Origin of the sequence: Desemzia sp. C1, assembly GCF_020882875.1 — a bacterium.
GTDB classification, from domain to species: Bacteria; Bacillota; Bacilli; order Lactobacillales; family Carnobacteriaceae; genus Desemzia; species Desemzia incerta.
The window spans coordinates 2,061,988-2,082,615 of sequence record NZ_JAJIZP010000003.1; the positions used below are offsets into that span (position 1 = coordinate 2,061,988).

The window sequence follows — 20,628 nt, forward strand, 5'->3', positions numbered from 1 at the left end:
AAGTACAGTATGCAATACAATGAAGTGATGGTTCGCTACGGTGAATTATCGACAAAAGGGAAAAACAAAAAGATTTTTATTAACCGCTTGTCACAAAATGTTAGAGCAGCATTACGTGATTTTCCGCAAGTTAGAGTTCATGGAGAACGGGACCGTATGCATTTAGAATTGCATGATGCAAACAGCGAAGAAGTACTGAAACGATTGAAATCGATATTTGGTATTCAAAATTATTCTCCCGTTATGAAATTAGACAGAGACATGGAGCAAGTAAAACAAGTAGCTGTTGAGATGGTGAAAGAGCAGTATGCACCAGGAAAAACATTTAAAATCGCTACTCGAAGAGCTGATCATGATTTCGAATTGGACACGAACGACATCAACCAGTTGCTTGGCGCAGAAGTGTTGAGAAATGTTGAAGGAATAAAAGTTCAAGTCAAAAAACCTGATATTACTTTACGAGTAGAAGTACGTTTAAACGGAATCTTTTTATCTTGTGAAACGATTCAAGGAGCAGGCGGGCTTCCTGTAGGGTCAAGCGGTAAAGGAATGCTGATGATGTCAGGGGGAATCGATTCTCCAGTAGCGGGGTATTTGGCTATGAAACGTGGAGTAGAAGTAGAAGCTGTTCATTTTCACAGTCCTCCATACACAAGTCCGAGAGCTTTGCAAAAAGCGAAAGACTTAACGGCTAAAATTGCTGCTTTTTCAGGAAGTATCGAGTTTATTGAAGTACCTTTTACGGAGATCCAAGAAGAAATCAAAAAGAAAGTTCCAGAAGGATACTTGATGACCGTGACACGTCGTTTTATGATGCGTATCACAGACCGTATTCGTGAACAACGTAAAGGTTTAGCGATTTTCAATGGAGAATCTTTGGGTCAAGTGGCATCACAAACGATGCACAGTATGATTGCTATCAATGATGTGACGAATACACCTGTTTTGCGACCAGTAGTTTCTATGGATAAGAATGAGATCATTGACATCGCTCAAAAAATCGATACATTCGATTTATCTATTCAACCATTTGAAGACTGTTGTACGATTTTTGCTCCTCCATCTCCTAAGACCAAACCGGACTTAGAAAGAACGCGAGAGTACGAATCTAAATTAGATGTAGAAGGTTTGATTGAACGTGCTATGGCAGGATTAGTCTTCTCCGAAATCAGCGTTGGAGATACTCTAGAAGCTCAGCAAGAAGAAGCCTTTAGTGCGTTGCTTTAATAAATAACTCATAAAATAGGTTGCAGAATATTGTTCTGTGATCTATTTTTTTGTCTAAATGTTATTCTACATAGCCATCGAGAGAAAAGAACTTTATAATAGAGACAGATGTCAATATAGGAGTGAATAAAATGGAAATCACAAGAAAAGGAACACCATATCAATTAGAAGGAATACAACCGGCAGTAGGGGAAAAAGCGCCTGATTTTTCATTGTCTAATTTAAATGGAGATCAAGTATCGCTGACAGATTTTACTAATGAAGTCGTCGTGATCAGTGTCATACCGGATATCGATACACGCGTATGCGCTCAACAAACAAGAGCGTTCAACGAAAAAGCTAGTAAGATTGAAGGCGTACAGTTGCTGACAATTTCAAATAACACAGAAGATCAGCAACGGAATTGGTGCGCAGGAGAAGGATTAGAGATGGAGATGCTGCATGATACAAGTCTGACTTTTGCTCAAGCTTACGGATTATATATGCCTGGATTAAAGAAATTGGCACGTTCGGTTTTTGTGATTGATAGAAAAGGAACGATTGTTTACCAAGAAATTGTTCCTGAAATGGTGGATGAACCAGACTATGAGGCAGTGATTGAAGCTGCAAAATCTGCTCGATAAAATGAATAACAAATGAAAAATCAAGTGGCAATTCATCCTTTTTTTTAAGTATGTGGAAAAGAGAAGACATATTATTACAGAAATAAACTCATATATTCGTTATTGAATTTTAAAAATGAACATGCTATCCTAATAAAGAATAAAGCGATGAACAAGAGGAGTAGTTTCAGACTTCAATTTGAAGAGAAAAGGATGTTTGGTGGGAGTCCTTAATTGAACTGGAATGAAGGTAGCTTGGGAGCTGACAGAGTGAATGAAGAGTAGCTTTGTCCGGACTAACGTTTCGTTACTAACGTGAATGAAGTGGTCTATCCAACATAACGGATAGGCAATATAGGTGGTACCGCGAATCCAAAAGCATTCGTCCTAATAACAGATTAGGATGGATGCTTTTTTGTTGTGCGCCCAGCATGGGCGATAACTTGGTGGTGAAAGTCCACTACAGGCTTGGCAGTAGGAACTGTTAGCTGAAGGCAAGGGTGTCCACCGTGAGGTGGAATCTGAAGGAAGCTGAAAGCAAATACTCGCACTGACGAACAGAAATCTCATATGGAGGCTGGATTGGGACGGACGAGCTTGCAACACAAAGCAAAGTCCAATACTGCACGAATCCCATTTAGTAAATGAGGCAGTGACATGAGTGGAAGGTTATCGCACCTTACCTGGGGAGGTCTGTCTAGCGATAAAAACTATCGTAGTAACAACGAATAGACAGAAGTCAGCAGAGGTCATAGTAGGGAAAATGTACTGAAGGACCGAACAATATTCATACAAAGTATAGATTGGAGGTTAGAGGATACGTTAACTACAGAAAACAACCGAGCGGTTGGCATTCTACAGAGGGACAAGGTGGAACCGAAAGAGTATGTAGATGTGTAGAGTATGCCTCTAGGTAATATGAAGGAAATGTATCGTAAGTCTCCATCGTTGATGGAGCTCGTTGTAAGTAAAGACAATTTACTCGCAGCTGCAAAAGCGGTCAGACGCAATAAAGGCGCAGCTGGAGTAGATGGAATGACGGTTTGGGAAGTAGAAGAACATATTGAAGAGTTTTATTTGCCGTTAAGGCAGAAACTTTTGGATGGTACTTACAAACCCAAGCCAGTCAAACGAGTAGAAATTCCAAAGCCTGACGGAACGAAGCGTAAACTAGGAATACCATGCGCACGTGACCGAGTGGTACAACAAGCCATCAGACAAGTGATTGAACCGATTATCGACCCTCAATTTCTTCCTCAAAGTCATGGGTTCCGACCAGGAAAAGGAACACACACAGCATTAAAACAATGCGTAGCGTACTATGAAGAAGGCTATAAAGTGGTGGTGGATTGTGACTTAAAACAATGTTTCGATACGCTTAATCATGATAAGTTGATGTACCATCTTGAACAGTTTATTCAAGATAAGGCGATTCTTAAGGCTATCCGTAAGTTCTTGATGAGTGGTGTCATAGACCTGTCTGGCGAATTCGTAGAAAGTAAAACAGGCGCACCGCAAGGAGGCGTATTATCGCCCCTTCTCAGCAATGTCTACTTACATGAACTGGATAAAGAACTTGAGAAAAGAGGACATCATTTTGTACGATACGCAGATGACTTCGTCATTTATGTAAGAACAAAACGAGCAGGAGAACGTGTGCTAGAAAGTGTATCTCGTTTTATTGAAAGAGATCTCAAGCTGATTGTCAATACAGATAAAAGCAAAGTTGGCTCACCTACCCGTATAAAGTTCTTGAGCTGTCTGATGAAACAAGTGAATGGAACTTGTCGTTTTATACCTACCAAAGAAGCTAAAAAGAAATTTAGAGCAGAATTAAAACGACGAACCAGTCGCAAACGTCCTGGGGATTTCAAAACTATTCTAAATGAAATCAACCAAGTAACAAGAGGATGGATTGGTTACTTTGGATTAGGGTTCATTAAATCTTTTATTCAGAAAGAAATAGAACCTTGGATACATCACAGAATCAGACAGCTTATTCTCAAAAGATGGAAACTACCAAAAACAAAAATAACGAAGTTATTAAAATATGGATTAAATTTAGATAGTGCCAAAAGAATCGGTTATTCCAGAAAGAAATACTGGAGATTATCTAAATCACCAGAGGTTCACTGGGCCCTTACAAACGAAAGACTCCACCACTGGGGCTTAGTATCCCTAAGCGAAATGGTAGAGTCTGCTTACGCAAGATATTGAACCGCCGTATACGGATCCGTACGTACGGTGGTGTGAGAGGTCGGAGCCGTGAGGCTCCTCCTACTCGATTTCAGCAAATACAGGGTAAAAGAGAAAAGGAGTGGTTCAATATGGCAAAAGAGATTACAATGCCGACGAAATATCAGCCGAATGAAGTCGAAGCTGGGCGTTATGAAAAATGGTTAGAAAAAGATTTGTTCAAACCAAGTGGAGATAAAACAAAAGAACCTTATTCAGTGGTTATTCCACCACCGAACGTTACAGGTAAATTGCATTTAGGACATGCTTGGGATACAACGTTGCAAGACATTTTAGTGCGTCAAAAACGCATGCAAGGTTACGACACATTATGGTTGCCGGGAATGGACCATGCTGGAATCGCAACTCAAGCCAAAGTAGAAGCTAAACTAGCTGAAGAAGGCATCTCCCGCTATGATCTTGGGAGAGAAAACTTCATCGATAAAGTATGGGAATGGAAAGAAGACTATGCTAGTGTCATTCGTGAACAATGGGCAAAAGTTGGAATCTCTGTTGACTATAGCCGCGAGCGTTTCACATTAGATGAGGGATTATCTGAAGCGGTTCGTAAAGTATTTGTAACCATGTATGAAAAAGAATTGATTTATCGTGGGGAATACATCATTAACTGGGATCCTAAAGCTAAAACAGCTTTATCGGATATCGAAGTGATTCATAAAGACATCGAAGGTGCTTTTTACCACATGACTTATCCACTAACAGATGGCAGTGGTGAAGTAGAAATTGCTACAACGCGTCCTGAAACTATGCTGGGAGATACTGCAGTGGCTGTACATCCTGACGATGAACGTTATCAAGGATTGATTGGTAAAACTGTTACATTGCCATTGATGAATCGTGAGATACCGATCATTGCGGATGATTATGTTGACATGGAATTTGGTACTGGAGTGGTTAAAATCACCCCTGCCCATGACCCGAACGACTTTGAAGTTGGGAATCGCCACGATCTTCCTCGTGTGAATGTGATGAACGATGATGGTTCTATGAATGAAACTGCAGGAAACTACGCAGGAATGGATCGTTTTGAAGCTAGAAAAGCTATTATCAAAGATTTGGAAGCTGAAGGTCGTTTAGTGAAAGTAGAAAAAATGGTTCACAGTGTTGGACACTCTGAGCGTACTGGAGTAGTGGTGGAACCTCGTTTATCTACTCAATGGTTCGTTAAAATGGCTCCGTTAGCTAAAGAAGCTCTGGAAAACCAAGAGACAGACAAAAAAGTCAATTTTGTCCCAGAACGATTTGAAAAAACGTATACTCAATGGATGGAAAATGTTCATGACTGGGTTATTTCTAGACAATTATGGTGGGGACACAGAATTCCAGCTTGGTACCATAAGGAAACTGGAGAAATGTATGTAGGAATGGAAGATCCGACAGATGTTGAAAACTGGGAACAAGATCCTGATGTATTAGACACTTGGTTCAGTTCAGCATTATGGCCATTTTCAACAATGGGTTGGCCAAATGAAAATGCAGAAGACTTTAAACGTTATTTCCCGACCAGTACATTGGTGACGGGTTACGACATTATCTTCTTCTGGGTAAGCCGCATGATTTTCCAAAGTTTAGAATTTACCAATGAACAGCCGTTTAAAGATGTGTTGATCCATGGGTTGATTCGTGACGAGCAAGGACGCAAGATGAGCAAGTCTTTAGGGAATGGTATCGACCCAATGGACATTATCGACAAATACGGTGCAGACGCTATGCGTTGGTTCTTATCTACCGGTTCTGCTCCAGGTCAAGATGTTCGTTTCAGCTACGATAAAATGGATGCGGCTTGGAACTTTATCAATAAAATTTGGAATGCTAGTCGATTCGTATTGATGAACTTAGAAGATCTTGAAGTAAAAGATATTGATTTAACAAGAGAAAAAACAGTAGCCGACCGTTGGATCTTAACGAAATTAAACGAAACGATCCAATCTGTTACGGAATTGACAGACAAGTATGAAATTGGTGAAGCTGGTCGTCATTTGTACCACTTCATTTGGGATGATTTCTGTGACTGGTATATTGAAATGAGTAAAGAAATTTTATTTGGCGAAGATGAAGAAGCGAAGTTGACGACTAGAAGTATCTTAGCTCACGTTTTAGATCAAATTTTACGTTTGCTGCACCCAATTATGCCTTTTGTGACTGAAGAAATTTGGGAAAATATTCCTCACGAAGGAGAATCACTTGTAGTGGCGGACTATCCAACAGTTCAATCAGAATTGTCCGATGAAGCAGCTTCAAAAGGGATGGATGTCTTAATGGAATTGATTCGTTCAGTGCGCAATATCCGTTCAGAAGTGAATACTCCATTATCGAAAAAAATCAACATCCTTATCAAAACAAATGACGACACGATCGAAGCATTCTTGAAAGAGAACACGTCTTATATCGAACGTTTCTGCAATCCAGAAACATTGACGATCTCTAACACTATTGAAGCACCAGAAGAAGCGATGACAGCTATTATTACAGGGGCTGAGATTTACCTTCCGTTGGCTGGATTGATCAATATTGAAGAAGAGATCGCTCGTTTGGAAAAAGAATTGGACAAATGGAACAAAGAAGTTCAACGCGTCCAAGGCAAATTGTCGAATGCGAAGTTCGTTAACAATGCTCCTGAAAAAATCGTTTTAGAAGAAAAAGCGAAAGAAGCAGAGTACTTGGAAAAACAAGCAACAGTAAGCGACAGAATCGCAGTTCTAAAACAAAAATTCTTATAAGATGTATCGAATGACTAATAGAAAAGCTGTATCCTTAAAGGGGTGCAGCTTTTTCTACTGCAAAACGATGCAAAGTATTTTATACTAATGTAGAAAGCAGTTTAATGGAAGAACGGTGGGAAGATATGTGGAAGACTTATGAAGAAGCGCTGAATTGGATCCACGGCATTCGAACATTTGGGAAAAAGCCGGGATTGAAGCGTATGGAATGGATGATGGAACGATTAGCCCATCCAGAAAAGAAAACACCGGCGATCCATGTAGCTGGTACGAATGGAAAAGGATCTACGGTTACGTTTATCCGCAACATGCTGGAGGAGCATGGATTGGTTGTCGGCACGTTCACTTCTCCTTTTATAGAAGTTTTTAACGAGCGAATCAGTGTCAACGGCGAACCGATTGAGGACAGCGAAATCGTCCGACTGGCAAATATCATTTACCCGTTAGCTCAAGAGTTGGAAGAGACAGGCGTAGGCGGACCGAGTGAATTTGAAGTGATTACAGCTATGATGTTTACGTATTTTGGAGAAGGACATGTAGATGTTGCGGTTATAGAAGTCGGTTTAGGTGGATTATACGATTCGACCAACATCGTGCTGCCGGAAGTATCTGTTATTACGACGATCGGTATGGATCATATGGCTATTCTAGGCGATACTTTACCTGAGATAGCTAAACAAAAAGCAGGCATTATCAAACCGACTGTTCCTGTAGTCACCGGAAATATCCCTCACGAAGCGTTAAAAGAGATCAAGCAATTGGCATCGGAGTGTCAAAGCCCTCTTTATCAATATGCAACAGATTTTTGGATCGAAGACTGGCATACATTGCCGACTTGGGGAGAACAATTTACGTTTGAAGATGAGACATTGCGACTGCGAACGATCCAACTCTCTATGTTAGGAAAACATCAAGTAGAGAATGCGGCTGCGGCTATCAAGGCTGTGGAGTTGTATGCAGAAAGAAAACAGCTCACTCTCAAGCATGAAGCATTATTAAGAGGATTGAAAAGAGCTTTCTGGCCAGGCAGAATGGAAAAAATCAGTGATGAGCCGATTATTGTGTTGGATGGTGCTCACAATGAACCTGGTGTCGAGCGGTTAGTCGAAACGATCAAACATGATTTTCCGGAACAAGAAGTACGGATCTTATTTTCAGCTGTTGTCAACAAAGACATTCAGCAAATGGTGGACTTGATTCAGAGTTTGCCTAATGTCCAACTGAGTTTGACAACTTTTGACTCGCCTAAAGCAGCTACTAGTGAAGAGCTTGGGCCGTATATCCGTTCAGGCATCACTTATTATGAACAGTGGCAAGCAGGCCTATTGTCTGAGTTGGAAACAATGGGAGAAGGCGGCATATTATTTATTACAGGATCATTGTATTTTATTTCTGAAGTACGGCGTGAATTGTTAGCCGCTGATTAAATCACTAGGGGGATTTGAATGAAAGAGTTAAAAACAGTTATATTTGATATGGATGGTTTGATGTTCGATACAGAAATGATGTATTACACAGCAAATCAAAAAGCTGCAGATGAAATTGGGTTGTCTTTTACTTACGAATACTATGAAAGATACATTGGAGCTTCGGATGAAGAGTTTTTTGCCAATTTGTATAAGGATTTTAAGGATGATGAGAAAGTAGATGCTTTTATTGAAAAAAGTCGGGTTTATTTGCTGGATCATATTGAATCAGCAGGTATCTTGGTCAAACCAGGTTTGAAAGAATTACTGGCTTTTCTAGAAGAGAAAGGCATTCGTAAAGGTATCGCTTCAAGCAGCAGAAGAAATATGATCGATCTGTGCGTCAATAGTGCTGGAATCGCTCATTATTTTGATGAAATCGTGTCTAGAGATCAAGTAGAGTTTGCTAAACCTAGTCCGGAAATATTTGAAAAAGCTTGGAATTTATTCGATGGAGAGAAAGACGAAACATTGATCCTGGAAGACTCCATGAATGGGATACGAGCTGCTTTCGATGCAGGTATTCCAGTTATTATGGTTCCTGATTTGTTTCAACCAACTAATGAAGCGGAAGAAAAATCATTAGTGATACGGAAAGATTTGTTTGAAGTGAAACATTTCCTTCAAGAGAATTGGATCTTTTCAAATTAAAAAACTGAACAAGACCTTCTTTGCATATAGTATGTCAAAGGAGGTTTTTTTGTGTTGTTAAATCAGACGAACTTATTAGCAGAAATGCCTGTCCAGTCCCGCCCAAGAGAAAGGCTGGAGCAGTACGGTGAAAAAGCTTTATCAAACCATGAATTATTGGCAATACTTTTACGAACAGGGGTAAAAGGTACGAATGTTGTCTCGGTTGCTTTAAACATATTGAACACCTTTGATGACTTATATTACTTAAAACACGTTTCATTAGAAGAATTGATTACGATCTCCGGCGTAGGAAAAACGAAAGCCATTGAATTAAAAGCTGCCATAGAATTAGGTATAAGAATCGCTCAAGCTCCGCAAATAAAAACAGGTCAAATCACATCCAGCCGACAAATTGGTGAAATGATGTCTGCGGAAATGGGAGACTTGCAGCAAGAACACGTCATTGTCTTATTTTTAAATACAAAAAACGAGATCATCAAAAAAGAAACGATTTTCAAAGGCGGATTGAGTTCCAGTGTCGCGCATCCCAGAGAGATATTTAAAGGTGCCGTACGGTATTCAGCTGCAAAAATAGTTGTTGTCCATAACCATCCCTCTGGATGTCCAAACCCTTCAGAAGCTGATATTGTATTTACTAAGCGTGTAGCAGAGTGCGGCGACTTGATGGGGGTGGAGTTATTGGATCATATTATCGTGGGACAAAATGATTACGCCAGTCTAAAAGAATTAGGTATTTTTTAGAGCAGAAACTTTCAATTAATGCAGTTAATCGTAAAAAAACAAAAAGAATTTAAAAAAGAGTGCATTATAGGTTGCTAAGTTTTTTTTATCGTGTTATACTTTAGTTAGCATTTTGTTAGGTGGAAAAAAGAATTGTTTCAAAACATTCCGAATCGTACCGTCAGCAACAATGTGAATTATATAGTGCTAACAAGCACGAGGAGGAATTTTTCATGGAGCAAGGTACAGTAAAATGGTTTAACGCAGAAAAAGGATTTGGATTTATCGAACGCGAAGGCGCAGACGATGTATTCGTACATTTCTCAGCTATCCAAGGAGACGGATTCAAAACTTTAGAAGAAGGCCAATCAGTTTCTTTCGACGTTGAAGAAGGTAACCGTGGACCTCAAGCTGCTAACGTTAACAAAATTTAATTAAATTTAAACATTTAAAAATTTATCAGTTAGCTAAAACAGTCTAGTGTAAACTAGACTGTTTTTTTGTGTTTTATAGAGAAAAATACCAATCAAAAAATAAGATCGAAGTAAATTCACGAACCTTTCCTTACAGATTTAAGGATCAAAAAGAAAATAAAGTATGACTAAATGAATAAAATATAAAGGGAATTAACTGTACACCTGTCAATGATAAATGAAAATGTCCCGATTTTATTCAAATTTGAGTTAGGTTCACTGTCATTATTTCGTTGATCCTATTCCTGGCAAAACTACCGCGCTACGCTTGGTAAAGTTGATTCAGGAAATGGCTTCGAAAACCACGAAGCCATTTTCTGAATCAACTGAAATTAGCGTTCTAAATCTATTTTCTAGTTAAAAACTTGTATTCATGTTCTAGAATTGGTTTTAAGAGCTTCCTTTTGGTTTTTCTTCCGAAGATAGCGATCATAAGATGCTTTTTTCCAAGGATGGCTCATTGGAGGGATATGCACCTGCATCTTTTTACGTTCGATTGGCTTATCGAATTCTTTTGAAACTTTTTCGTGAAGCGGAATTTCTTTTAACATGAAAAGTGAATCCTGATGACTAGCATACAGTTGATTTTCTTTAGTATGAATAATCATTAACTTCGTTTTTGGGGCCAATAAGACGTGCTGATTTTGATTATATAAATGATATAACTTGTTCTGATATTTGAGTGCGTGTCCCTTCTGGACAACTCGGTGTGAAAAGCGAGCCAGTATATAATCTAAATGGATATCTTTTGGTAGCTTTTCAAAAACACTTTTGGTATCGTTTAGCTGTAAAGCAAATTTGGCGTTATATGTAGGAATATAATGTTTCAAAAATTGGTTTGCTTCTTCAATGGATTGGATATTTTTTAAGGCCATTTCATTTAGGAGACGATCTTGGAGGGTATTCCATAATCGTTCAATTCTTCCTTTTGCTTGAGGAATACTTGTTGTGGTTAACTCTATTCCCAAGTTATGGCAGGCATATCCATATTGTGTAAAAGTGTCCTTCTCTTCTGAAGGGCTCTTTTCTTGTTTATAGTGAAAGATGGTTCGATTATCCGTCAAAATATTATACGGAATACCGTAGGTAGTCAGACACTGATGTGTTACTTCGTAATAGGCATCTAATGTTTCTTCTTTATCAAAGTAAGCCCCAACCACGATTCCAGTGGCGTCATCTATAGCAGCGTGGAGATGCGCATATTTTCCGTTTTGAAACCAATCGTGTCTTGAAGCGTCCATTTGAAGCTGTTCACCTTTATATTTCTTTCGTGAGCGGCTAGGATGAGCTTTCACAGGATCTACGTATTCTAATTCATTTAAAACTTGGCTCTCTTTCTTTGTTAGTAGTTGGTCAGACCGTTCTTTCTCTTTTAATTCTTTGCGCTTCGTTCGTTGTGTTTTTTTAGAAGCACGAGGAGAAAGAATATGTTTTTGATATAATAAATTGCGAACGGTCGTATAAGAGACGGTTACTTGTTCTTCCTCCTGCAGTTTTTCTGTAAAATGGAACAAATTAAAACCATCATATTTCTTTCTGTAGAGTCGAATAATCTTTTGTTGGGTTTCTTTTGACAACGTTGTAGCGGGAGTTCGTCCCTTGTTCCCATGCTTAAAACCTTTTTTTCCTTGCGTTTTATAGCGATTAACCAATCGGTTAATCTGCCTACGGGATAAATCTAGTTCAATCTCTGCCCGCTCCTTTGAACACTGACCATTACATACTTTTTTTATGACTTCATATTTTTTGTTTTCAAACATAGTTAATTCTGCTCCCATTCTATCTCTCCAATCCAATAAGATTAGAGTAACGTAGTTATGGGACATTTTCATTTGTTATTTATTAAGACATTATCATTTGTTAATGACAAAAATATAAAGGGAATTAACTGTACACCTTTATATTGTGGCTATAAAATTGTATACTAAGTGTAGCTTTAAATAAAATGGTCTCAATTGCAAAGATTACGAAACTATTGAGAGCTACTTAAATTTACATTAAAAACAGGTGTTATTAATGCGTCTGATTTCAATTTGAAGTATGATATTAAAAGCGGAAAAATGCGGAACGTTCAAAGAAACGTTCTTGGAAGTCTAATCTTTTTCTTTATAAAGAGAAAATAACTAGTTTCGATTAGACAATTGAGAGGATGAAAAGCGTGTTGAATTTTGGAAGCAAAAACATAGGAATAGATTTGGGGACAGCTAATACAAATGTCTTCGTAGAAGGAAAAGGTATCGTTTTAAGAGAACCATCAGTAGTAGCTAAAGACATTAACACCGGAGAAATCGTAACCGTTGGGGAAGAAGCTAGAAATATGATCGGGAGAACTCCTGGATCGATTATTGCGATTCGCCCAATGAAAAATGGAGTCATTGCTGATTTCAATATTACGGCTGAAATGATGAAGTACTATATTAAAAAAGCAGTTGGCAAGAGAACATCTAAACCCTACGTGGTGGTATGTGTTCCAAGCAGTGTAACAGAAGTTGAAAAACGTGCTGTCATTGATGCTACTCGCCTATCTGGTGCAAAAGATGCCTACATTATTGAAGAACCGTTTGCAGCTGCTATTGGTGCTGGTTTACCTGTAATGGATCCAACAGGTAGTATGGTAGTAGATATAGGAGGCGGAACGACAGATGTTGCAACGATCTCACTAGGGGGAATCGTCAGCAGCAGAACGATTCGTTTGGCTGGAGACAGAATGGATGAAGTCATTATTCATTACATCCGTAAAAAATATAATTTGCTGATCGGTGAAAGAACGGCTGAACAAATTAAAATGGAGATCGGTTGTGCGTCAGTTGAAAAAGCAGTTGAATATGGCACAATGGATATCAGAGGTAGAGATTTACTTACGGGATTGCCGCAGACGATTGAAATTTCTGCAGTAGATGTTGCTGAAGCGATTCAAGAAGTTGTAGAAGGCATTGTTATTGCCGTTAGAGAAACATTAGAAGAAACATCTCCTGAAATTTCAGCAGATGTTATCGACCACGGTATCGTATTGACTGGTGGGGGAGCTCTTCTTAAAAATATCAGTGACGTTATTGCGGAAGAAACAGATGTACCTGTATTCGTAGCCAATGAACCGTTGGATTGTGTAGCAATCGGTACGGGCGACGCTTTGAAACACATAGATGTTTACCAAAAACGAGGAAACAAATAAAACGACTTATTTTCAAGCGGGTATGGATTATCCATCCCGCTATTTTTGAGTGAAGGATTTGTTCTGCATTATATGGGCAGTAAGTATAAGAGGAGTCAAAATAAAATACGAAAACAGTATGCTTATTTTGAGCAACCTATGGTAAAATATACACAGCCTGTAAAAATCAACGAGGTGGTACTTTGAACCAGTTTTTTTCAAATAAAAAACTTATTATTTTATTAATCAGTGTAATCGTTGTTCTCGGTCTAGTGGCATTTTCCATCACGGGCAGCGGGAATGCTCCGATCATTCAGCGTTTTACAAACGATATAACAGCATTAACCAGCAGAGTGTTCAGCAAACCAGCCAATGGTGTGGTGAACATTATTGATTCCGTAGAAGGTTTGATCGATACTTACGAAGAAAATAAATCATTGAAATCAAAAATGGATCAATTGTATGAAACAGAAGCTAAATTAGCTTCATTGCAGCAGGATAACGAAAAAATGCAAGAGCAATTAGAGTTGACTGATACATTAACTGATTACAACAGTATCAACGGAGCTGTTATAGGGCGCAACCCGGACAATTGGGTAGACCAATTGATCATTGATAGAGGAAGCCAAAATGGTGTCGAAATGAATATGTCGGTTATGGGCGGGAACGGCTACATCGGACGTATCGTCGAAGTAAGTCCAACGAGCTCAAAAGTGCAGCTAGTAACGACTTCTCACCAAAATACTGGCCGAGTTTCTGCGCAAGTATTAACAGAGAATGGAGTTGTTCACGGCATTATCAGCGGATATGAGGCTGAAACCAATCGTTTGATTTTGAATCAAATCATTACCGATGCAACACCGAAAGAAGGGGATCAAGTCGTTACATCAGGTTTGGGCGGACTATCACCTAGTTCTTTATTGATCGGGACAGTGGATGAAATCAAATTAGATTCACACGGTTTAGCTATGGAAGCTTATATAACACCTGCAGCTGATATGAATGATATTCGTTTTGTAACGATTATCCAACGAGCGTCTGGAAGTGGGGAATAGAGAATGTTGAAAAAAACAAGAATCAATATTTTTGTTCCGCTCACGTTGTTTATAGCTCTGTTATTAGATGGAGTAATCGCATCGGTCTTTTCTGCACAAATGTATACAGCTACCAGTGATATGGTTCCCAGATTGATTATTGTGTGCACGATTATCTTTGCTTTTTATATTGATCGCAGCTATATGATACTTTTTGGGATCCTTCTGGGATTGCTTTACGACAGTTATTATGTAGGGATCTTAGGGATTTATACGTCCCTTCTCCCTGCAATGATTTATTTAAGCGATAAATTGAAAAAGATTCTAAATCCTAATTTATTAGTGTTGATTATGATAACGATTCTTCAACTGAGCTTAACGGAGTTTTTATTATATGGATTTTATATGGTCATCGATTTAGCGACCATTGATGTCACTACTTTCTTAGCGAATCGTCTAGGACCAACTCTGCTATTAAACACTCTATTGTTGGTGGTCCTTTACTATCCGTTGAAAAAATTAGCTGACGCTATCACACGCGATTAAAAATAGGTTCGTAAGTCTTTTGAAATTGGGGGATAAGATTCAATGAAGCAGAATGTTGCATTAAAGGGAATTAAAGACGGCTTTTTATTAAACTTAAGCGATACAGCTTCTTTTGAAGAGTTGTTGGAAGAATTAGACGGTCTGCTGGACCATCTAAGAGCGGAACGAAAACTTTCTGGTGAGACACGCCAAGATATTCAATTGGAAGTACATTCAGGAAATCGTTTGTTGAATGACGAGCAAAAAAGCCAGATATCTACTAAAATTGAAGAAAAAAGTCACTTTTCGATCAAATCATTTACCTCAAATGTTTTGACTTACGAACGTGCAATCGAGTGGCAAAAAGAAGTGAGTCTGGAAATGAAAGTACAAACAGTACGCAGCGGACAGATCATAGATGCTCCAGGAGACATTCTGTTAATCGGAAAAGTGCATCCTGGAGGCGTAGTCCGTGCGAAAGGCAGTATTTTTATTATTGGTGAACTTCATGGACTGGCTCATGCAGGAATCGAAGGGGACACTACGGCTGTTATTGTAGCGGATTTTCTGACTAAAGCTCAGATTCGTATCGCTGACAGCATTGAAGTGATCGATAACGAAGACGAAGAAAGCCGTTCTAGTAAAGTAGAAGTAGCCTATATAAATGATTTACATATCTTATCTTTTGAGACGTTGGATCGGTTAAAGAAAATACAGCCGTCTATCGATAAAGTGACAGGAGGATTATTTTAATGAGTACAGCAATTGTCATTACTTCCGGTAAAGGTGGAGTTGGAAAAACAACTTCTACGGCTAATTTAGGAACTGCATTAGCATTACAAGGGAAAAAAGTATGTTTGATTGATATGGACATCGGGTTGCGCAATTTAGATGTTATCTTAGGATTAGAGAACCGAATTATCTATGATATTGTAGATGTGGTAGAAGAAAGAGCAAAATTGCATCAAGCATTGATCAAAGATAAACGTTTCAACGATAATTTATACTTGCTTCCTGCCGCGCAAAACGCAGATAAAAGTTCAATCAATGAACAACAAATGATCGATATCGTAGAAGAATTGCGAAAAGATTATGATTACATTTTGATCGATTGCCCAGCTGGGATCGAGCAAGGGTTCAAAAATTCGATTGCCGCTGCTGATGAAGCGATTTTAGTTACGACTCCAGAAATTTCTGCTATCCGAGATGCAGACAGGATTATTGGCTTGTTGGAGCAAACGGAAATCGAAGAACCAAAATTGATTATCAACCGTATTCGTAAACGAATGATGCAGGACGGTGAAGTCATGGATGTGGATGAGATCACTCGTCACTTGTCTATCAACTTATTAGGTATCATTTTCGACGACGACGATGTTGTTCGTTCTTCGAATAACGGAGATCCAATCGTATTGAACCCTAAAAATGCTGCTTCGCAAGGATATCGCAATATCGCACGCAGAATTTTAGGTGAAACCGTTCCATTGATGTCGATGAAATCAGAAAAGCAAAGTTTCTGGCAAAAAATATTTGGCAAAAAGAAATAATTGTGATATAGTACCTTTAAATTAAATAGTCTTTTTTAAAAGCAAAGAAGAGAAAAAGTAGGAATTAAATCTTTTTAGAGAGGTTGCGGGTGGTGAAAGCAACTAAGAAATAATTTTGAACACACATCTCTGAGCTGGCAGCTGAACTGATTTAGTAAGTTGACCCGGGAGTGCCCGTTATAGTACTAGCGTTTAGTAGTCTTGAACGTGATGAGGCAAGTATCTGTGAAGAACTTGCGAAAAAAGGTGGAACCACGATAGTGATTGTCAATCGTCCTTTGATTTTCTTTAAAAAGAAAATCAAAGGACGATTTTTTTGTATTTTCAGACTGCAGCTGAAAATATTTAGTAAAAACAAAAAAATAGAGATAAAAAAGGAGCAATTACAAATGAAAAAAACAGTATTGAAATCACTTTTAGGATTGGGTATTTTAACAACATTACTAGCAGGTTGCGGATCTACTGAAGGCCAAACTGACTCTTATGATCAAATTATTGAAGAAGGAAAATTCGTTGTCGGGTTAGATGATACTTTTGCTCCGATGGGATTTAGAGATAGTGAAGGCGAGATCGTTGGTTTTGATATTGATTTAGCGAATGAAGTAGGAGAAAAAATGGGTGTCGATGTTGAATTCCAATCCATTGACTGGGCACTGAAAGAAACGGAACTAAAAAGCGGCAATATTGATGCTATCTGGAACGGATACACGATTACAGATGAAAGAAAAGAACAAGTTGATTTTAGTACTCCGTATTTAGAAAACAGCCAAATCATTATTGTATTAGAGGACAGCGAGATTCAAACAAAAGAAGATTTAAAAGGGAAAGCAGTAGCTGCACAACAATCTTCTAGTGCAGTTGATGCAATCAATGCAGACCCTTCAAATATCGTTGATTCATTTGCTAATGGAGAAGTGGTTCTTTACCCGTCTAACAATGATGTATTCAACGATCTAGCATCCGGCAGAAGTGAAGCGATCGTTGTAGATGAAACGTTGGGCCGCTACTACATGAAACAAAATGCAGATGTTGAGTACCGGGTATTAGAAGATAATTTTGGAGAAGAAGAATATGCAGTTGGTACGCGTAAAGAAGACGATAAATTAACAGAAGCGATCAATTCTGCTTTAGAAGAAATGAAATCTGATGGAACCTTTGACGAGATCTATGCAAAATGGTTTGCAGAATAATCTATTTTCTATATTATTGAAAAGGACTGATAGAATATGAAAAAGATAAACTTGATCACTCTCATAGCAGCATTTTCATTTGTTTTACTAGCTTGTGGTAAAGAAGAAACTTCGGCGGAAGATAAAGCTTCTTTTACTGGAGAACTTGGAGAGACGTTTGTTGTTGGTTTAGATGATACGTTTGTACCTATGGGATTCCGAGATAATGAAGGGAATTTGGTAGGATTGGATATAGATTTGGCAACTGAAGCAGCTGACCGTTTAGGAATGGAAGTAGCGTTTCAACCCATCGATTGGGCAATGAAAGAGACCGAACTCAACTCAGGAAACATTGATGTGATCTGGAACGGGTATTCTGTTACGAAAGAACGGAAAGAAAAAGTTGATTTTACAACACCGTATCTTTCCGGTGGACAAATCTTTGTTGTGATGGCGGACAGTCCGATAAACAATTGGGAAGATTTAGAAGGGAAAGTAGTAGCTTCTCAACAGTCATCCAGTACGGTAGATTTGTTGAAAAATCACGAAAGTGACATTGTAGAAATATTTGAAGGGCAAGATGTGATACAATATCCGTCTTATAATGATGTATTCAACGATTTAGAAAGCGGCAGAAGTGATGCTGCTGCAGTTAGCGAATTGTACGCACGGTATTATATGAAACAAAAAGGGATCGAAAAGTACCGAGTATTGGAAGAAAGATTTGCTGAAGAGAATACAGCGGTAGGAGTTAGAAAATCCGATACGGTATTTTTAGAAAAACTGAATGACGTGTTAGCGGATATGGAAAAAGATGGTACTTTAGCCGAAATAAAAGATAAATGGATCGCGGAATAAAATGAAGCAACGAAGCAAAGGATGAGTGTAGAAAAATGAATTTGATTACTGAGATCATGCCTAGTTTAATAAATGGGCTGCAGACAACGTTAGGGTTATTTTTTATTATAGTAGTGGTAACCATTCCATTAGGTTTTTTAGTAGCTTGTGTAAGAGTGTATGCACCTAAATGGATCACATGGATCATTCAAGTTTATATTTATGTGATGAGAGGAACGCCTTTACTGCTTCAGCTTATGGTAGTCTTTTTCGGATTGCCTCTTGTAGGAATCACGTTTGATCGATTTGCAGCAGCTGTATTTACGTTTATTATCAACTACACAGCATATTATGCCGAAATTTTCCGTGGAGGGATTTTATCTGTCCCCAATGGTCAGTTTGAAGCAATCAAAGTGTTGGGGATCGGGCGTGTCAGAGGATTTATCAAAATTATTATTCCACAAGTCATGCGTGTAGTGTTGCCGTCAGTTGGAAACGAAGTGATTTCTTTAGTAAAAGATACTTCTTTGATTTACATTTTAGGGCTGGGAGAGTTGTTGCGAGCAGGTCAAATTGCAGCTAATACGTATGCATCCTTGGTACCTTATGCAGCTGTAGGAATCATTTACTTGATCATCACTGGCTTAGTCACATTAGCCTTAAACGCAATTGAGAAGAAATCGAATTACTAAAGGAGAAGATTCAAATGGGGTTGAAAGCAACAAACATCACTAAACAATTCAATGGGATCGATGTAATCAAGAATTTTGATTTTACAATCGATACAGGGGAAATCGTTACTCTTGTGGGGAGATCCGGTACAGGAAAAACAACATTGATGCGATTATTGAACCAATTAGAAAAAGCAGATAACGGGACTATAGTGATCGACGATACTTTCTTGTGCAAAGAAAATGCTGAAGGAAAAGCGGACTATGTTTCAAAAAAAGAACAAAAAACATACGGCAATCAAATTGGGATGGTCTTTCAAGATTACCAATTGTTTCCTAATTTAACGGTCATAGAGAATTGTTTAGAAGCACCATTAGCACAAAAGCTGATGACTAAAGAGAAAGCTGTTCAAAAAGCGGAAAGCTTATTGCAGCAGATGGGCATCTTGGATAAAAGAGATGTTTATCCAGGAACTTTATCTGGTGGCCAACAGCAGCGTGCAGCAATCGCTCGTGCAATGATGCTGAATCCAAAAATTTTATGTTTTGATGAACCAACCTCTGCTTTAGACAGAGACACAGCTAACGGTATCGGCAAAATGATTCAAGAAATAGCCTCTGATGGGACCGGCATCTTAATCGTTACACACGATATCGACTTTGCAGAACAATATGGGACTCGTTCAGTGTCGTCTGATTTATTTATTGCCTAAAAGATCGAATAAAAGAAGCCGTCAATGAGAAAAATACATTGACGGCTTCTTTTATATTTGGTAAGATGTTAATGTTGTAAATGTGCAGCACCACAACTACAACCGCGCGGAATTGAGTTATCAAGTCCATTACGGCACTCATGACGGCGAGTCTAAGTCTAATAAGGAGGTGCGAATATATGTACGCAATTATCAAAACAGGTGGAAAACAGCTTAAAGTTGAAGTTGGACAAGAAATCTACATCGAAAAATTAAACGTTGAAGCTGGTGAAACAGTTAACTTTAACGAAGTAATCTTAGTTGGTGGAGATGACACTAAAGTGGGAGCTCCATTCATCGAAGGAGCAACTGTTGAAGGAACTGTAGCTAAACATGGTAAACAAAAGAAAGTAACTACTTTCAAATACAGACCTAAAAAACACAGCCACAACAAAAAAGGTCACCGTCAACCATATACAAAAGTTGTCATCAATGCTATCAACGCATAATAAAGAGGTGTTTCCAATTGATTCAAGCATTTATTAAACGAAACGACAGAGGAAACATTGTTTCTTTCGAAGTGACGGGACATGCCGAGTCAGGACCCTATGGCAGCGACATCGTCTGTGCAGCTGTTTCGGCTTTAACGGTCGGAACTGCGAATAGTTTGACGGCTTTAACTGGAGTTACTCCTATCATCGAACAAAACGATGAAGCTGAAGGCGGCTACTTATATGTAGAACTGGTTAAAGACTTAACTGAAGAGCAGATGAAAACAGCTCAAGTTTTACTTGAGAGTCTACTTATTTCTTTAACAGGGATAGTAGAACAATATTCTGAATATGTTCAATTAAACATCAAATAAAAAAATGGAGGTGCATTCC

20 protein-coding genes and 3 other annotated features are annotated in these 20,628 nt (G+C 38.6%); of the genes, 19 read left to right on the forward strand and 1 reads right to left on the reverse strand.

Going from position 1 to position 20,628, the window contains the following annotated elements; translation table 11 throughout:
* Window positions 1-9 precede the first annotated feature (9 nt).
* The 8 genes from thiI to LMF32_RS10480 all read left to right on the forward strand — a co-directional run bounded on the left by thiI (window position 10) and on the right by LMF32_RS10480 (window position 10,079).
* On the forward strand, window positions 10-1,227 hold the full coding sequence (gene thiI, locus LMF32_RS10445) for a tRNA uracil 4-sulfurtransferase ThiI (protein ID WP_230524697.1): 1,218 nt from the start codon (window positions 10-12) through the stop codon (window positions 1,225-1,227).
* 131 nt (window positions 1,228-1,358) lie between these two features.
* Window positions 1,359-1,850 (forward strand): thiol peroxidase, encoded by a 492-nt coding sequence (gene tpx, locus LMF32_RS10450; RefSeq protein ID WP_230524698.1) that lies wholly within the window; start codon window positions 1,359-1,361, stop codon window positions 1,848-1,850.
* Between the two features lie 138 nt (window positions 1,851-1,988).
* Window positions 1,989-2,222 (forward strand) — a binding site (T-box leader).
* Window positions 2,223-2,732: 510 nt separating this feature from the next.
* Window positions 2,733-4,046, forward strand: coding sequence for a group II intron reverse transcriptase/maturase (ltrA, locus tag LMF32_RS10455; protein WP_230524699.1), 1,314 nt, complete (start codon window positions 2,733-2,735; stop codon window positions 4,044-4,046).
* A 110-nt stretch (window positions 4,047-4,156) separates the two neighbouring features.
* The gene (locus tag LMF32_RS10460) at window positions 4,157-6,805 is read left to right on the forward strand and encodes a valine--tRNA ligase (RefSeq protein ID WP_230524700.1); all 2,649 of its coding nucleotides are present in this window, start codon (window positions 4,157-4,159) and stop codon (window positions 6,803-6,805) included.
* 104 nt (window positions 6,806-6,909) lie between these two features.
* Window positions 6,910-8,232, forward strand: a complete 1,323-nt coding sequence (locus LMF32_RS10465; RefSeq protein ID WP_230524701.1) for a folylpolyglutamate synthase/dihydrofolate synthase family protein — start codon at window positions 6,910-6,912, stop codon at window positions 8,230-8,232.
* 18 nt (window positions 8,233-8,250) lie between these two features.
* Complete coding sequence (locus LMF32_RS10470) at window positions 8,251-8,922, forward strand: HAD family phosphatase (protein WP_230524702.1); 672 nt, start codon at window positions 8,251-8,253, stop codon at window positions 8,920-8,922.
* Window positions 8,923-9,006: 84 nt separating this feature from the next.
* Window positions 9,007-9,666, forward strand: coding sequence for a DNA repair protein RadC (gene radC, locus LMF32_RS10475; RefSeq protein ID WP_188203874.1), 660 nt, complete (start codon window positions 9,007-9,009; stop codon window positions 9,664-9,666).
* A 212-nt stretch (window positions 9,667-9,878) separates the two neighbouring features.
* Complete coding sequence (locus LMF32_RS10480) at window positions 9,879-10,079, forward strand: cold-shock protein (RefSeq protein ID WP_092479656.1); 201 nt, start codon at window positions 9,879-9,881, stop codon at window positions 10,077-10,079.
* A 410-nt stretch (window positions 10,080-10,489) separates the two neighbouring features.
* Here LMF32_RS10480 and LMF32_RS10485 read toward each other — a convergent pair whose 3' ends face one another.
* Window positions 10,490-11,896, reverse strand: coding sequence for an ISNCY family transposase (locus LMF32_RS10485; RefSeq protein WP_230523607.1), 1,407 nt, complete (start codon window positions 11,894-11,896; stop codon window positions 10,490-10,492).
* 380 nt (window positions 11,897-12,276) lie between these two features.
* On the opposite strand from LMF32_RS10485, the gene LMF32_RS10490 reads away from it, so the two are divergent.
* From LMF32_RS10490 to LMF32_RS10540, 11 genes are all read left to right on the forward strand, one after another.
* Window positions 12,277-13,290, forward strand: coding sequence for a rod shape-determining protein (locus LMF32_RS10490; RefSeq protein ID WP_092479655.1), 1,014 nt, complete (start codon window positions 12,277-12,279; stop codon window positions 13,288-13,290).
* Between the two features lie 182 nt (window positions 13,291-13,472).
* A complete protein-coding gene (mreC, locus tag LMF32_RS10495) occupies window positions 13,473-14,324 on the forward strand; it encodes a rod shape-determining protein MreC (protein ID WP_230524703.1) in 852 nt (283 codons plus the stop codon).
* Window positions 14,325-14,327: 3 nt separating this feature from the next.
* Window positions 14,328-14,849, forward strand: coding sequence for a rod shape-determining protein MreD (gene mreD / locus LMF32_RS10500; protein WP_092479653.1), 522 nt, complete (start codon window positions 14,328-14,330; stop codon window positions 14,847-14,849).
* Between the two features lie 42 nt (window positions 14,850-14,891).
* Window positions 14,892-15,581, forward strand: a complete 690-nt coding sequence (locus tag LMF32_RS10505) for a septum site-determining protein MinC (RefSeq protein ID WP_092479652.1) — start codon at window positions 14,892-14,894, stop codon at window positions 15,579-15,581.
* Window positions 15,581-16,375 (forward strand): septum site-determining protein MinD, encoded by a 795-nt coding sequence (gene minD, locus LMF32_RS10510; protein ID WP_092479651.1) that lies wholly within the window; start codon window positions 15,581-15,583, stop codon window positions 16,373-16,375. Before LMF32_RS10505 ends, minD begins: the two co-directional genes overlap by 1 nt.
* A gap of 35 nt (window positions 16,376-16,410) precedes the next feature.
* Window positions 16,411-16,657: a binding site (T-box leader), on the forward strand.
* Window positions 16,658-16,764: 107 nt separating this feature from the next.
* Complete coding sequence (locus LMF32_RS10515; protein WP_092479650.1) at window positions 16,765-17,565, forward strand: amino acid ABC transporter substrate-binding protein; 801 nt, start codon at window positions 16,765-16,767, stop codon at window positions 17,563-17,565.
* 36 nt (window positions 17,566-17,601) lie between these two features.
* A complete protein-coding gene (locus LMF32_RS10520) occupies window positions 17,602-18,402 on the forward strand; it encodes an amino acid ABC transporter substrate-binding protein (RefSeq protein ID WP_230524704.1) in 801 nt (266 codons plus the stop codon).
* Between the two features lie 35 nt (window positions 18,403-18,437).
* The gene (locus LMF32_RS10525) at window positions 18,438-19,073 is read left to right on the forward strand and encodes an amino acid ABC transporter permease (RefSeq protein WP_230524705.1); all 636 of its coding nucleotides are present in this window, start codon (window positions 18,438-18,440) and stop codon (window positions 19,071-19,073) included.
* Window positions 19,074-19,087: 14 nt separating this feature from the next.
* Window positions 19,088-19,765 (forward strand): ATP-binding cassette domain-containing protein, encoded by a 678-nt coding sequence (locus LMF32_RS10530; protein WP_230524706.1) that lies wholly within the window; start codon window positions 19,088-19,090, stop codon window positions 19,763-19,765.
* Window positions 19,766-19,855: 90 nt separating this feature from the next.
* Window positions 19,856-19,929: a sequence feature (ribosomal protein L21 leader region), on the forward strand.
* A gap of 15 nt (window positions 19,930-19,944) precedes the next feature.
* The gene (gene rplU / locus LMF32_RS10535; protein WP_092479647.1) at window positions 19,945-20,253 is read left to right on the forward strand and encodes a 50S ribosomal protein L21; all 309 of its coding nucleotides are present in this window, start codon (window positions 19,945-19,947) and stop codon (window positions 20,251-20,253) included.
* A gap of 17 nt (window positions 20,254-20,270) precedes the next feature.
* A complete protein-coding gene (locus LMF32_RS10540) occupies window positions 20,271-20,609 on the forward strand; it encodes a ribosomal-processing cysteine protease Prp (RefSeq protein ID WP_230524707.1) in 339 nt (112 codons plus the stop codon).
* Window positions 20,610-20,628 lie beyond the last annotated feature (19 nt).